Annotated in this window: 9 protein-coding genes; 5 read left to right on the top strand and 4 right to left on the bottom strand. The window is 72.4% G+C overall.

Annotated features, from left to right (window positions below):
* Positions 1-37: 37 nt before the first annotated feature.
* Positions 38-2,620 carry an aminopeptidase N gene (gene pepN, locus Q5694_RS14600; RefSeq protein WP_333933341.1) on the bottom strand — a complete coding sequence of 861 codons (2,583 nt, stop codon included), beginning with the start codon at positions 2,618-2,620 and terminating at the stop codon, positions 38-40.
* 180 nt (positions 2,621-2,800) lie between these two features.
* On the opposite strand from pepN, the gene Q5694_RS14595 reads away from it, so the two are divergent.
* On the top strand, positions 2,801-3,286 hold the full coding sequence (locus Q5694_RS14595; RefSeq protein WP_333933340.1) for a DUF1203 domain-containing protein: 486 nt from the start codon (positions 2,801-2,803) through the stop codon (positions 3,284-3,286).
* Here Q5694_RS14595 and Q5694_RS14590 read toward each other — a convergent pair.
* On the bottom strand, positions 3,283-4,299 hold the full coding sequence (locus tag Q5694_RS14590; protein ID WP_333933339.1) for an aspartate-semialdehyde dehydrogenase: 1,017 nt from the start codon (positions 4,297-4,299) through the stop codon (positions 3,283-3,285). The genes Q5694_RS14595 and Q5694_RS14590 overlap by 4 nt on opposite strands.
* A gap of 349 nt (positions 4,300-4,648) precedes the next feature.
* Between Q5694_RS14590 and Q5694_RS14585 the strand changes: the two genes are divergently transcribed.
* Positions 4,649-5,233 carry an RNA polymerase sigma factor gene (locus tag Q5694_RS14585; protein ID WP_443040887.1) on the top strand — a complete coding sequence of 195 codons (585 nt, stop codon included), beginning with the start codon at positions 4,649-4,651 and terminating at the stop codon, positions 5,231-5,233.
* 1 nt (position 5,234) lies between these two features.
* The gene (locus Q5694_RS14580; protein ID WP_333933338.1) at positions 5,235-6,026 is read left to right on the top strand and encodes a hypothetical protein; all 792 of its coding nucleotides are present in this window, start codon (positions 5,235-5,237) and stop codon (positions 6,024-6,026) included.
* Positions 6,027-6,083: 57 nt separating this feature from the next.
* Here Q5694_RS14580 and Q5694_RS14575 read toward each other — a convergent pair whose 3' ends face one another.
* Positions 6,084-9,395: a S8 family serine peptidase gene (locus tag Q5694_RS14575; protein WP_333933337.1), complete on the bottom strand. Its 3,312-nt coding sequence runs from the start codon at positions 9,393-9,395 to the stop codon at positions 6,084-6,086.
* 229 nt (positions 9,396-9,624) lie between these two features.
* Between Q5694_RS14575 and Q5694_RS14570 the strand changes: the two genes are divergently transcribed.
* The gene (locus Q5694_RS14570; RefSeq protein WP_333933336.1) at positions 9,625-10,104 is read left to right on the top strand and encodes an NUDIX hydrolase; all 480 of its coding nucleotides are present in this window, start codon (positions 9,625-9,627) and stop codon (positions 10,102-10,104) included.
* Between the two features lie 248 nt (positions 10,105-10,352).
* Complete coding sequence (locus Q5694_RS14565; protein WP_333933335.1) at positions 10,353-12,113, top strand: TIGR03767 family metallophosphoesterase; 1,761 nt, start codon at positions 10,353-10,355, stop codon at positions 12,111-12,113.
* 110 nt (positions 12,114-12,223) lie between these two features.
* On the opposite strand, the gene Q5694_RS14560 is transcribed toward Q5694_RS14565, so the two are convergent.
* A complete protein-coding gene (locus Q5694_RS14560) occupies positions 12,224-13,264 on the bottom strand; it encodes a hypothetical protein (RefSeq protein WP_333933334.1) in 1,041 nt (346 codons plus the stop codon).
* Positions 13,265-13,345: the final 81 nt, after the last annotated feature.

Raw genomic sequence — 13,345 nt, 5'->3', positions numbered from 1 at the left:
AGGCCGGGCGCCCCTCCCTGCTCTGTGGAGCCGCCGGTTACCGCCCGGCCGCCGCCGCGTCCGCCCGCTGGGCGCGCAGGGCACGCTCGACGCCCGCGCGGGACTCCGAGACCAGACGGCGCAGCGCCGCGTTGGGCTCGGCGGAGGACAGCCAGGCGTCCGTCCGGTCCAGGGTCTCCTGCGAGACCTGCACCGCCGGGTAGAGGCCGACCGCGATCTGCTGGGCCATCTCGTGGGAGCGGGTCGCCCAGATGTCCTTGACCGCCTCGAAGTACCGCTCCGCGTACGGGGCGAGCAGCTCGCGCTGGTCGGTCTGGACGAAGCCGCCGATGACCGCCTCCTGCACCGCGTTGGGCAGCTTGTCGGAGTCGACGACCGACGCCCACGCCTCCGCCTTGGCCTCCGCGGTCGGACGGGCCGCCCGGGCCGTGGCGGCGTGCCGCTCACCGGCGGCGGTGCGGTCGCGCTCGTACTCGGCCGCGATCTCCGCCTCGTCGAAGCGGCCGACCGCCGCCAGCCGCTGCACGAACGCCCAGCGCAGCTCCGTGTCGACGACCAGGCCCTCCACGGTCTGCGAGCCGTCCAGCAGTGCCTCCAGCAGGTCCAGCTGCTCCGGGGTGCGGGCCGTCGCGGCGAAGGCGCGCGCCCACGCCAGCTGGTGGTCGCTGCCGGGCGCCGCCGAGCGGAGGTGGGCCAGCGCCGCGTCGGTCCAGCGGGCCAGCAGCGTCTCGCGGGCGGCCGGGTCGGCGTACAGGTCGATCGCCAGCTTCACCTGCCGCTGGAGCGACTGCACGACACCGATGTCGGACTCCTTGCCGATGCCGGACAGCACCAGGGACAGGTAGTCGCGGGCCGCGAGCTGGGCGTCGCGGGTCATGTCCCAGGCCGACGCCCAGCACAGGGCGCGCGGCAGCGAGGACTCGAAGTCGCCCAGGTGCTCGGTGACCACGGCCAGGGACCGCTCGTCCAGACGGACCTTCGCGTACGACAGGTCGTCGTCGTTGAGCAGGACCACGGCCGGGCGGCGACGGCCGACCAGCTGCGGCACGGCGGTCAGTTCACCGTCGACGTCCAGCTCGATGCGCTCGTCGCGGACCAGCTTGCCGCTGTCGTCGTCCAGCTCGTACAGGCCCACGGCGATGCGGTGCGGGCGCAGCGTCGGCTCGCCCTTGGCGCCGGCCGGCAGGGCCGGGGCCTCCTGGCGGACGGCGAACGAGGTGATCACACCGTCGGCGTCCGTCTCGATCTCCGGGCGCAGGACGTTGATGCCGGCCGTCTCCAGCCACTTCTTCGACCAGGTCTTCAGGTCGCGGCCGGAGGTCTCCTCCAGCGCCCCCAGCAGGTCCGACAGGCGCGTGTTGCCGAAGGCGTGGGCCTTGAAGTAGGCCTGCACGCCCCGGAAGAACTCGTCCTCGCCCACGTAGGCCACGAGCTGCTTCAGCACGGAGGCGCCCTTGGCGTACGTGATGCCGTCGAAGTTGACGAGCACGTCGTCCAGGTCGCGGATGTCCGCCATGATCGGGTGCGTGGAGGGCAGCTGGTCCTGCCGGTACGCCCAGGTCTTCATGGAGTTCGCGAACGTCGTCCACGAGTGCGGCCAGCGCGAGCCGGGCGCGGCGGCCTGGCAGGCGATGGAGGTGTAGGTGGCGAACGACTCGTTCAGCCACAGGTCGTTCCACCACTCCATGGTCACGAGGTCGCCGAACCACATGTGGGCCAGCTCGTGCAGGATGGTCTCCGCGCGCGTCTCGTACGCCGCGTCCGTCACCTTCGAGCGGAACACGTACTGGTCGCGGATCGTCACCGCGCCCGCGTTCTCCATCGCGCCCGCGTTGAACTCCGGCACGAACAGCTGGTCGTACTTCTCGAACGGGTACGCGTAGTCGAACTTCTCCTGGAACCACTCGAAGCCCTGCCGGGTCACCTCGAAGAGGGCGTCCGAGTCGAGGTACTCGGCGAGCGAGGGACGGCAGTAGATGCCGAGCGGGACGGACTGGCCGTCCTTCTCGTACACGCTGTGCACCGAGTGGTACGGGCCGGCGATCAGCGCCGTGACGTACGTCGAGATGCGCGGCGTCGGCTCGAAGACCCAGACGTTGTCCTGCGGCTCGGGCGTCGGCGAGTTGGAGACGACGGTCCAGCCCTCGGGGGCCTTCACGGTGAACTGGAACGTCGCCTTCAGGTCCGGCTGCTCGAAGCTCGCGAACACCCGGCGGGCGTCCGGCACCTCGAACTGGGTGTAGAGGTAGGCCTGGTCGTCGACCGGGTCGACGAAGCGGTGCAGGCCCTCACCGGTGTTGGTGTAGGCGCAGTCGGCGACGACGCGCAGGATGTTGCGCCCGTGCAGCAGCCCGGGCAGCGCGATCCGGGAGTCCGCGAAGACCTCGGCCGGGTCGAGGGAGTCGCCGTTCAGGGTCACCTCGTGCACGGCGGGCGCCACCAGGTCGATGAACGACTCGGCGCCGTTCTCGGCGCTCACGTCGAAGCGCACCGTGGTCACGGACCGGTAGGTGCCGCCCTCCTGCGCGCCGGAGAGATCGAGCTCGATCTCGTACGACTCGACGGCGAGCAGCTGCGCCCGCTGCTGCGCCTCTTCGCGGGTCAGGTTTGTGCCAGGCACGCGGTCATCTCCTCGTTATGGGTGGGTTGCGCCATCTTTCCACGGCGGTCCGGGCTCCCGCGACGACCTGGGACTTCCCTAGGGATACCCCTCGGGCGGCCCCCGGCGGCGGACCGGGCGCGCGAACGCGACGTCCGGATTCCGCCGGTTTCGCGCCCCCGCGCGCGTGACCCTGACCGTATGACGAACCGCACCGTGCTCCCCATCCCCCCGGGCGTGCTGGAGGAACTGCGCACGCAGGACGACGCCGGCCGCCCGGCGTCCCCGCTCACCGACCCCGAGGGCGGCGCGCCCCTGCGCTGCTGCCTGCGCCGCAGCGAACCCGGCGAACGCATCGCGCTGGTCTCCTACGCCCCCCTGCGCCGCTGGGCCGCCGAAACCGGCGCGAACCCGGGCGCCTACGACGAACAGGGCCCGGTCTTCGTCCACGCCGAACCCTGCGACGGCCCGGCGGACCCGGCCGCGCCCCCACCCTTCACCAACAGCCACCGCACCCTGCGCCGCTACTCCGCCGAGGGGCACATCCTGGGCGGCCGGCTGGTCACCGGGGGACCCGACGCCTTCGAGCAGGCCCTCGCGGAAGCACTCGACGACCCGGCCGTGGCGCTCGTCCACGTCCGGGCCGTCGAGTACGGCTGCTTCCTCTACGAGGTGCGCAGGGGCTAGCCCTTCAGCTCCCGGGCCACCAGCTCCGCGATCTGGACCGCGTTCAGGGCCGCGCCCTTGCGGAGGTTGTCGTTGGAGACGAACAGGGCCAGACCGTGGTCCACCGTCTCGTCGCGGCGGATGCGGCCGACGTACGACGGGTCCTTGCCGGCGGCCTGCAGCGGGGTCGGGATGTCGGAGAGCTCGACCCCGGGGGCGTCCTTCAGCAGCTCCACGGCGCGCTCGGGGGCGATCGGGCGGGCGAAGCGGGCGTTGATCTGCAGCGAGTGGCCGGAGAAGACCGGGACGCGTACGCAGGTGCCGGAGACCTTCAGCTCGGGGATCTCCAGGATCTTGCGGGACTCGTTGCGGAGCTTCTGCTCCTCGTCGGTCTCGTTCAGGCCGTCGTCGACGATCGAGCCGGCCAGCGGCAGCACGTTGAACGCGATGGGGCGCTTGTAGACACCGGGCTCCGGGAAGTCGACGGCCTCGCCGTCGTGCGTGAGCTTGTCCGCGTCGGCGACGACCTTCTGCGTCTGCCCGTGCAGCTCGGCCACGCCCGCGAGGCCGGAGCCGGACACCGCCTGGTAGGTGGCGACGACCAGGGCCTGAAGGCCCGCCTCCTCGTGCAGCGGACGCAGCACCGGCATGGCGGCCATCGTCGTGCAGTTCGGGTTGGCGATGATGCCCTTGGGCCGGTTCGCGATCGCGTGCGGGTTCACCTCGGAGACGACCAGCGGCACCTCGGGGTCCTTGCGCCAGGCCGAGGAGTTGTCGATCACGACCGCGCCCTGCGAGGCGACCTTTTCGGCCAGCGCCTTGGACGTGGCGCCGCCCGCGGAGAACAGCACGATGTCCAGGCCGGTGTAGTCGGCGGCGGCCGCGTCCTCCACCGTCACGCCGTCCAGCTCGGTGCCCGCCGAACGGGCCGAGGCGAACAGGCGCAGCTCCGTGACCGGGAAGTTCCGCTCCTTGAGGATCCTGCGCATGACCGTGCCCACCTGTCCGGTGGCTCCGACGATTCCGACCCTCACGGCGACTCCCTCTCCTGCGTCTCTTCACGTGCTCGTTGCTTGGCCGAGGCTTTTCCATCATGCGGCCGACCACGGCCCGCCTGTCCACTTCTTTCGCCGCACCTGCCCGAGGAGTGGGACGACGTGTTCCGCCCCATGGTTGCGGACCTGCGGTCGCGACCCCGCTGAGCTGCAGAAATTCATCCGGCAGGGGTCGTACGCCGCAAGCTCGCCTGCCCATGCGGGTCACGGCCACACGGAAGTGTGACGTATGCCTCGGTCGCACCGGCGGAATCCACCGCGTGGACCGGTGAACGTTCCGCGCCGGTCCGGCGTCGTAGGGAGGACACGGTGAGGGGGGTGGCTTGTGCTGCTGCGCGGAAGGGCCGGACGCGGGCGGGAGGCGCGCGCCGGGGACGGCCCGCCGGGCGACGCCGGTGAGCCCGGCGGTTCCGGCCTGCCGGAGGGTGCCGATCCGCTGGATCCGGCCCAGGAGCGCCGGGTGCGGGCGGTGCTCGCACTCGGGGGAGTGCCGCAGGCGGACCTGCCGGACGGGGTGCAGCAGGTCCGCCTGCGGCTGCTGGAACGGGCCGCGAGCGGGCGGGAGGCACCGCGGGACGTCTCCGCCTGGGCGGCGGTCGTCGCCTCCAACCTCGCCATGGACTGGCACCGGGCCAAGCGCCGACAGGAGCGCCTCGGGGAGCGGCTGGCCGCCCTGCGCCAGCTCGAGCACCCCTCCGGCGAGGACACCAGCGTGCTGTCCGTCGCCGTCGCCCAGGGCCTGGACGAGCTGCCCGACGCCCAGCGTCAGGTCGTCGTCCTGCGCTTCTACGCCGATCTGCCGGTGCGCTCCATCGCCGAGCAGCTCGGCGTCCCGGAGGGCACGGTCAAGAGCCGGCTGCACACGGCGGTACGGGCCCTGCGCGCCCGCCTGCACGAGGACGAGGTGGTGTGACGTGCCCGCCGAACACGACGAGAACCGGCACGGCGAGCCCGAGCCGGGCGAAACGGCCCCTTACAGCGACGGCGGTGCGCTCATGGCCGCGGTCGCCGGGGAGCCGCCGGACCGGGCCGCGCTCACCGACGGGGCCTTCGCGGAGGAGTACCGGGCCGCCGTCGCCGACGTGGCGGCGCTGCGCGAGCAGCTGGGGCTCCTCGGTGCCGCCCTGGCCGAACCCCCGGCCGCACCGGATCCCCGGGGCGCCACCGTCGCCGCGCTGCCCGCGCCGCGCCGGCGTCGTCGGCCCGCACCCCGGGCCCTCGCCCTGAAGGGTCTCGTCGCCGCCGTCGGGGCGGCCGCCGTCCTCGGCATGGGCTGGCTGGTGGTGCACGGAGAGGGTACGGGGGCCCAGGACGACCAGGGCGCGAGCTCCGCCGCCGACGGCGCGGCCGGGAAGTCGAAGGGCGGTACGGACTTCGAGACCGATCGCGCCGGGTACCTGGCCTGCGCCCGGCTCGTCGCCGAGGGCACCGTGGTGAAGACCGAGGCGGTCCCCGGGACCGGGCGGCTCCGCGTCACGCTGGACGTGACGCGGTACTGGAAGCCCGCGAAGGGTGAGGGCCGGATCGTCGTTCCCCGGGGTGGCGACACGCGGCCGCGGCCGAGGGCGGGCGATCACGTCCTCGTCGGCATCCCGCAGGGGCAGGACGAGCCGGACCTGTGGACGACGGGGGAGAAGGAGATCGCCCGGGACCGGGCCCGGATCACCGCCGCCCTCCCCGAGGCCCGCACCCTGCCCTGCCCGTGAGGACGACGAAGGGGCGGGCGCCCTTGGGACGCCCGCCCCTCACCGCATCCCGCAGGGTTACGGCAGAACCTTCTCGATCTTCACGCTGCCCAGGCCCGCGACCGTGCCGCGCGCATTGACCAGCTGGACCTGACCGAAGAACTCGCGGCCCTCGGGAGCGGCCGCCGCGGCGGTGACGCTGCCGGAGACGGTCGCCGAGTCGCCCGTGCCGAGCTTGACCGGCGCCGAGCCGTCGACCGTGACGGTGCCGAGCGAGGCGGAGAAGAACACGTCCTGGTAGTCGTACGCAGTGGTGCCGGCCGGCACCGAGTAGCCGACGACCTCGATCGTGTACGTACCGGCGGCCGGGGACGGCACGGAGACCGACTCCTCCGAGTCGCCGTCCGCGGAGCTGCCGACCTGCTTGCCGGCCGCGTCGTACACGGCGAGGTCCAGGTCGGCGGCGGTGTCCGAGACACGGCCGATGGCCACGTCCAGGGACTTGGCGCCCGCGGGCACCTCCACCGTGGTGGTCTGCGTCTCGCCCTGCTTGATCGACGGACGGGCCGCCTTCGCCGAGCCGAGCGGGCCGCCGACCAGCTTGCCGTCGAGCGCGGCGAAGCCGTTGGTCACCTTCCAGGAGGCGGTGGCCGGGGTGCCGACCTTCGCCTCGGGCACGGTCACGGTCTCCGGGTCGAACGCCGCACCGAGGACGGCGACATCCAGCTTGTACGGGTTGTCCAGGAGCGGCGACGTCCGGCGCGACTCGACTTCGATCTCCCAGACGCCCGGCTGCGGGTCGGCGTACGAACGCACGTCGGGGCGGCAGGTGTTGGCCGGGTTCGAGTAGTTCGGGTAGCAGTTGATCGTCGACGTCGGGTCGGACGGGACACCGTAGGGGTGGATGGAGATGAACCGGGTCTGGCTCTTGTCCTTCAGCCCGCTCATCGCGACCTCGAGGGTCTTGGCGCCCTCGGGAACGGTGACGAAGTAGTGCTGCGAGCTGTTGCGCTGCACCGAGTCCTGCGCGGAGAAGGTGTACTTCAGCGGCGCGGAGACCACGACGGTGCTGAGGACCTGCTTGTCGATGCCCTCGGTGCGCGGGTCGTCGACCTCGAGGATCGCGCTCTTGATGCCCGCGGACTTCGGCGCGGCCTGGACCTTGACGGTCACCGGCTTGTTCAGCGGCAGCCTCACCTCGTCGGAGCCGAGGACGCGGAACGTGCCGCCCGCGTTGTTCTCGAAGTGCAGCTCGTGCCGGATCGCCTTGTCGGCGCCGGACGTACGGGTGATGGTGACCTCGTAGGTCTTCTTCTGGCCGGCCTTCAGGCCGCCCTCGCGGTCGTACAGGCCCGTGCCGAAGCCGGGGGTCTTCAGGAACTGGTCGATCGCGGTGTCGACCGGCGCCTTGACCGTGTAGGCGTGGGCGGTGGCGTCGTCGCGGATGGCGTCCCAGGCGTCCGGGACGTTCATCAGGCCCGCGCCCTCCTCGTACGCCTGCACACCCTTGATGTGGTCGGCGGTGGAGGTGAGGGCCGTGCGCAGGGTCGCCGGCGTGAGGTCGATCTTCTTCTGCTTGGCGGCCGAGATCAGCAGCGCCGAGGCACCGGCGGCCTGCGGGGAGGCCATCGAGGTGCCCTGGAGCATGCCGTAGCCGGCCGGCAGGGAGTAGCCCGCCTCGGCGACCGGGGCGCCCGGCATCCAGGTCTGGATGGTGTTGATCGCGGCACCCGGGGCGACCAGGGTCGGGGTGAAGCCGCCGTCCTCACGCGGCCCGCGCGAGGAGAACGGCATCATCGCGTACTTCTTCTCCACGACGGAGCCGTAGTTGGCCGCCCAGGTCTCCCTGGAGACGGACGCGCCGACCGAGATGACCTTCTCGGCCAGGGCCGGGTCGCCGATGGTGTTGGCGCCGGGGCCCGAGTTGCCCGCGGAGATCACCAGCTGCACGCCGTACTCGTCGATGAGACGCGTGTACAGCTCGGCGCGCGCGTTGTTGCCGTCGTTCAGCGCCGGCAGGCCGCCGATGGACATGTTGACGATGTCGACACCGCGCTTGGTGACGAGGTCGATCATGCCCTCGGTCAGGGCCACGTTGGTGCAGCCGCCGGACCAGGTGCAGGCGCGCGAGGAGACCAGCTTGGCGCCGGGTGCGGCGCCGTCCATCTTCCCGCCGAACAGGCCGTTGGCGGCGGTGATGCCGGCGACGTGCGTCCCGTGCTCGGACTCGATGACGCCGATGTTGACGAAGTCGGACTTCTTGCCGACCCAGGAGCCGCCCAGCGGGTCCATCGGGACGTCCTTGCGGATCTCCACGACGAACGGCTGCCGCTCGGCGATGTCGGTCTTCGGGTCGTCGGTGCCGAAGTAGCCGACCTGGTGGCCGTCCTTGTACGGCTTCATCGCGACGTCGTCGCCGAAGTCGTTGTTGTTGTTCAGGTCGACCCGGACCGTGCCCGTCTCGGCGTCGTAGAGCACGCCCCAGACGTCGGTGGTGTCGCCGTCGCGGTTGGCGTCGCCCGCCGCGTCGCCGCCGGTGGTGTACGACTCCTTGAACAGGCTCACGGCGTAGGAGCCCGCCGGGGCCTTCCAGGACTGGCCCTGGTAGGTGAAGGCCGGGCCGGACACGGCCGAGACCATCGGACGCCAGGTGTTGTCGTTGTCGATGATCGGGTCGGTCGCCGTCACCCAGTCGACGATCTTCCGCTCGCCGGTGGTCGTCTTCTGCAGCGCCGGGTGGCCGAGGTCGACGCCGGAGTCGAGGATGCCGATGGTGACGCCGCGGCCGTCCGCCTTCGGGTGGTCCTCGACGAAGTCGACCGCGCCCGTCTCGAAGGACGGGTTGTACGGGTTCTCGGCCGGGGTCTTCCTGCCCGGCGCCGGGTACGTCCCCTGCGCGGCCCTGGCGCCCTTGGCGGCGTCGCCGCTCGGCGTCGGGTCGTCGAGCGGGATCTCCTCCCGGAGGTCGATGCCGTGCACCGAGGAGAGCTTGGCCGCGGCCGCGATGGCCGCGTCCGCGCGGGAGGTCGGGACGGTGGCGCGGACGTAGCCCAGCTTGTCGTCGGCCCGGCCCACCGAGCCGCCCTTGACCGCGTCCAGTTGCCCGGCGACCTGCTCGGTCTTCCCGGGCGCGGTGGCGATCATCATGGTGACGGTCTTGTCGCCGTCGGCCTTGGCCTCCGCGAGCAGGTCCGCGTCGTTCGAACCGAGCTTGTCGTGCGCGGACTTGACGTCGGCGTCGGCCGGGGCCGAGGCGCCCGGACCGTCGGCGGAGAAGGCCAGCGGAATCGGCCCGGCCGCGGTCAGCGCGGCGACGAGGCCGGCGGCCACGGCGATGCGCGCCACGCGTCTCCGGCCCGGTATCGGGTCGTGCTGGGGGGAGGAGGTCATCGGCATCCCTTGAGGTAAAGGAACGAGCGGCAGCGTCCGGGGCCGATCGGATCTGACCGGACCTGGTCGCGACGGTCCGGAACGGCAAGCCCGGACGATCGCACAGCCTTACGCAAGGGGATGTTCTTTGGGGAGGGTTGACCGAAACGAAATGGATGTATGGGGAAAACCCCCGATGCGTTTTGCGGGTATCGGTCCCGAAGGCGGTGAAATCGGTTAACGTCCCGGAGTGCGACAGAAGTTGAGGGTGGCGGCCTACGCCATATGCGTCCGGGACGGACGGATCCTGCTCGCCCGCTCGCCCGCCCAGGACGGCACACCCGAGTGGGTCGTGCCCGGCGGTGGCATGGAACACGGCGAGGACCCCTACGACACCGTGCGGCGCGAGGTCGAGGAGGAGACCGGCTACCGCATCGAGGTCACCGCCCTGCTCGGTGTCGACTCCTCCCGCCGCGTCTTCCGCGAGGGTTTCGGCGGACGCTCCCTGGACCACCACGCCGTCCGCTGCGTCTACGAGGGCCGGATCACCGGTGGCGAGCTGCGTCACGAGGTGGGCGGCTCCACCGACCTGGCCGCCTGGCACGACCTGGACGCCGTGCCCGGTCTCGTGCGGGTGCCGATGGTCGACATCGCACTGCGGATGTGGCGTGAGCGCCCGGTGACCGGGCACCTGACGGAACAGCGCGGGGCATCTCTGCCCGAGGCCTGAACCGGCCTGCCCCGCACACCGGTTACCCCGGCGGATGAACGCCGGGTGACCGTCTCCCGGCCGCTCCCGGAGCGGGCGTCGACGCCCCGGGGGGTCCAAGATCCACGTTCGGCGATCGGCGCCGCCCGTTGCGGCCGCGTTCACACTCAGGTCATTCCCGGTGCCAACGATCCAGTACGAGCGGGGTGTTCACGTCACGAACACCCCGCGACCACTGCCGACGCGTTCGCACTCGGGGAGAGAAGCGCATGTCGCGCACACGCTCAGACGCCGGCTCCGGCCAGGGCATCCACCGTCGTTCCGTCCTCGCCGCCACCGGGGCGGTCGCCCTGTCCGCGGGCGCCGGCCTCGCCCTGCGGACCGGGGAGAGCCGGGCCGCCGCGGCCGGGGAGGGCACACAGGCCGCCGCGGCCGCCTCCTCCCGGCAGGCACCCGCCGCACCCCTGGCCCCCTACACCCGGGGCACGACCCTGGCCGGCGTCGCCACCCCGCGCGGCGGCTCCGGCTACCGGCGCCTGGGCGACGGGCCCGGCTGGCAGCGCGTGGTGCGCTCCGAACTGGCCGCGCCCAAGGCCGGGCGCGCCGGGCGGCGCACCGCCCTCGCGGCGTTCGTGCAGCTCACCGACCTGCACATCATCGACGCGCAGCACCCGCTGCGCCTGGAGTACCTGCGCGCGGCCGACGTGCACGCCTGGCGACCGCACGAGGCGCTCACCGTGCAGGGCGCGATCGCCCTCGTGGAGCGGATCAACGCGCTGCGCGGCGCCCCCGTCACCGGTGCCCCGCTGCACTTCGCCATGACCACCGGCGACAACACGGACAACAACGCCAGGTCCGAGCTGGAGTGGTTCCTCAAGGTCATGAGCGGCGGGCGCATCACACCCAACACCGGCGACCCGCGCCGCTACGAAGGAGTCCAGAACAGCGGCCTCAAGCAGTACTGGCAGCCGGACGCCGCCCTCCGCGACACCGACAAGCAGGCCGGCTTCCCCCGCCTGGACGGCTTCCTGAAGGCCGCGATCCGCGAGGTGCAGAGCCCCGGCCTGAACCTGCCCTGGTACTCCACCGTCGGCAACCACGACTCCCTGCCCATGGGCTGCTACGCCTCGCACGGCGACTCCTACCTCACGGACCTGGCCGTCGGCGGCAGGAAGCTGATGAGCGTCACGGCGGCCGAGGCGAAGCAGCTCCGGACGCTCATCAAGAAGGCCCGGGACCCGCAGGGCGTGCGCTACCACGACTTCCTGAAGTCCCACGCCCGGTCCATGCGCCCGGTCACCCCGGACGAGCGCCGCGCCCCCTTCACGCCCGCCGAGTACATCGAGGCCCACCTCGACCCCGCCTACCGCGGTGCCGGCCCGGCCGGCCACGGCTACTCCTCGGCCAACCTCGACGCGGGCACCCAGTACTACGCCTTCCGCATCTCCGACGACGTCATCGGCATCAGCCTGGACACCACCGACCCGGGCGGCCACTACGAGGGCTCCATCGGCTCGGCCCAGATGAGGTGGCTCGACCGGACCCTGCGGGAGAACAAGGACTCCTACGCGGTGGTCTTCAGCCACCACACGAGCAGGACGATGACCAACACCCGCCCGGACCCGGCCCGCCCCGGGGAGCGGCGCCACGACGGCCAGGCCGTCCTGGCCCTGCTCGGCAGCCACCGCAACGTGCTGGCCTGGGTGAACGGCCACGTCCACAAGAACGTCGTCACCCCGCACTCCGCGCCCGGCGGCCGCTCCTTCTGGGAGATCTCCACCGCCTCCCACGTCGACTACCCGCAGCTCGCCCGGATCGTGGAACTGGCCGACAACAAGGACGGCACGATCTCCCTGTTCACCACGCTCGTGGAGTCCGCCGCCCCGCACCGCACGGACTTCTCCGACCTCTCCCAGACCGGACTCGCCGCCCTGTACCGCGAGCTGTCCCTCAACGCACCCGGTGCGAGCACGACCCTCGGCGGTGCCCCGAAGGACCGCAACACCGAACTCGTCCTGAAGAAGGGCTGACCCCCGCTCGACCGGACCCGGGCGGTGACTGCCGGCACCGGCACGAGGAGGGCCACCGGTGCGGCACCGGTGGCCCTCCTCTCCCCTCCTGGCGCCGGCCCGGTCCCTCCCTACCGGGGCAGCACCACGACGTACGCGGCCGGATCGCGGTCGGCCGCGGCCATCAGGGCGGTGCGCACGACCGTCGCCTGCTGCTCGGGGCAGTCGCGCAGCTTCCTCGGCGTGATGTGGACGACCGTGATGCCGAGGCGTTCCAGGTGCTCGCGCTTGCGGGCGTACTCCGACCACAGGGCGTCGTCGTCCTGGCGGGGCGCGCGGGTGTCGAGCTCGACCGCCACCGCCTGCTCGGGCCAGTACGCGTCCAGGCCGCCGAGGTAGGGGCCGCCGGGCAGTCGCAGGTCGACGTTCCACACCGGGTCGGGCAGGCCGTACTGGGTGACCATGCGGTACAGGCGGTCCTCCGCGCGGGCCCGGCCCTCGGCGAGCAGCGAGTCCACCGCGTCCACCACGTGCGGGCGGCTCAGCAGCCGGGCCTCGGTCAGTTCCCGGACCACGGACGCGGCGTCGCAGTGCGCCCCGCGCACCGCCTCCGTCAGCAGCCGGCGCACCACCTCGGCGTCGGCGAGCCCGGCCACCGCGTCGGCCAGGGCGCGCGGGACGGGAGCCACCGGCAGGCCCGTCACCCGGTCGGGGGCGGGCAGGACGGGCGTGCGGACGATGCGGGCGCAGCCCGCCGAGCGCAGCCGCCGCATCCGGGGGACCAGGACGTCGAAGGCGTCCAGGGACGGCAGCGGGGGAGTGGAGGCGAAACCGTGCAGGGTCAGCGCGGCCAGACCCGTGATCATCACCTCCGGGTAGGCGGCGGTGTGCGCCTGGGCCGCGCCGGGCTGGGCCGGGACGCCGGTCCCGCGCTCCCGTGCCGCGTACATGAGCACCGCGTGCAGCCGCTCCTCGCTGGTCGGCGGGCCCGGGTGGAGCAGGAACACGCCCGGCAGGAGCTGCTGCCAGGGGCCGCCGGGCCGGCACTGCTCGTTGGTCTCGGCCTGGGAGACGCCGTGCGAACGGAGCTGGGCCGCCGTCATCACCCGGGGGCGGCCGTGACCGGACAGCTCGTGCAGGGGGCGGGGGGAGAGCGGGGTGTTGTGCGTCATGCCCCGCAATTTCCCGCGCCCGGACCTGCTTTGAACCGCTGTTACAGCTCCGTCGACAAATACGGACAACACCGCACTAAA

Source organism: Streptomyces sp. AHA2 (assembly GCF_036857595.1).
Lineage (GTDB): Bacteria > Actinomycetota > Actinomycetes > Streptomycetales > Streptomycetaceae > Streptomyces.
Note: the sequence above shows the minus strand (reverse complement) of the source record. Positions and strands in the feature narration are given on the sequence as shown.

Bases quoted from the DNA above. Each gene is read 5' to 3' on its own strand.
- Q5694_RS14575 (WP_333933337.1), bottom strand. From the start codon at position 9,395: ATGACCTCCTCCCCCCAGCACGACCCGATACCGGGCCGGAGACGCGTG.
- Q5694_RS14565 (WP_333933335.1), top strand. From the start codon at position 10,353: ATGTCGCGCACACGCTCAGACGCCGGCTCCGGCCAGGGCATCCACCGT.
- Q5694_RS14595 (WP_333933340.1), top strand. From the start codon at position 2,801: ATGACGAACCGCACCGTGCTCCCCATCCCCCCGGGCGTGCTGGAGGAA.
- Q5694_RS14560 (WP_333933334.1), bottom strand. From the start codon at position 13,264: ATGACGCACAACACCCCGCTCTCCCCCCGCCCCCTGCACGAGCTGTCC.